The sequence below is a fragment of the Massilia sp. 01N417 genome, assembly GCF_056399645.1.
Map to the genome: position 1 here is coordinate 1 of NZ_JBFTRS010000056.1, position 1,111 is coordinate 1,111.

The 1,111-nt window shown below is 52.8% G+C and carries 1 rRNA gene; it reads right to left on the reverse strand.

The window, feature by feature from the left end:
• A 23S ribosomal RNA gene (locus AC1DOQ_RS26875) occupies positions 1 to 1,111 on the reverse strand; the annotation flags it as partial.

Sequence of the window (1,111 nt, forward strand, 5' to 3'; positions counted from 1 at the left end):
CCGTCCCCCCATCGCATCATACGACGGTGCAGGAATATTAACCTGCTTCCCATCAGCTACGCATCTCTGCCTCGCCTTAGGGGCCGACTCACCCTGCTCCGATGAACGTTGAACAGGAAACCTTGGGCTTTCGGCGAGAGGGCTTTTCACCCTCTTTATCGCTACTCATGTCAGCATTCGCACTTCTGATACCTCCAGCATCCTTTACAAGACACCTTCGCAGGCTTACAGAACGCTCTCCTACCATATGTCAAAGACATATCCGCAGCTTCGGTGACTGGCTTAGCCCCGTTACATCTTCCGCGCAGGACGACTCGATCAGTGAGCTATTACGCTTTCTTTAAATGATGGCTGCTTCTAAGCCAACATCCTGACTGTTTTAGCCTTCCCACTTCGTTTTCCACTTAGCCAATCTTTGGGACCTTAGCTGGCGGTCTGGGTTGTTTCCCTCTTGACGCCGGACGTTAGCACCCGACGTCTGTCTCCCAAGCTCGCACTCACCGGTATTCGGAGTTTGCAATGGTTTGGTAAGTCGCAATGACCCCCTAGCCATAACAGTGCTCTACCCCCGGTGGTGATACTTGAGGCACTACCTAAATAGTTTTCGGAGAGAACCAGCTATTTCCAGGTTTGTTTAGCCTTTCACCCCTACCCACAGCTCATCCCCTAATTTTTCAACATTAGTGGGTTCGGACCTCCAGGGCGTGTTACCGCACCTTCATCCTGGCCATGGGTAGATCACCTGGTTTCGGGTCTACACCCAGCGACTGTCGCCCTGTTCGGACTCGATTTCTCTACGGCTCCCCGATCTGGTTAACCTCGCCACTGAATGTAAGTCGCTGACCCATTATACAAAAGGTACGCCGTCACCCCACGAAGAGGCTCCGACTGTTTGTATGCACACGGTTTCAGGATCTATTTCACTCCCCTCCCGGGGTTCTTTTCGCCTTTCCCTCACGGTACTGGTTCACTATCGGTCGATTACGAGTATTTAGCCTTGGAGGATGGTCCCCCCATCTTCAGACAGGATTTCACGTGTCCCGCCCTACTTGTCGTACGCTTAGTACCACCGTTCGGATTTCGTGTACGGGGCTATCACCCGCTATGGCGC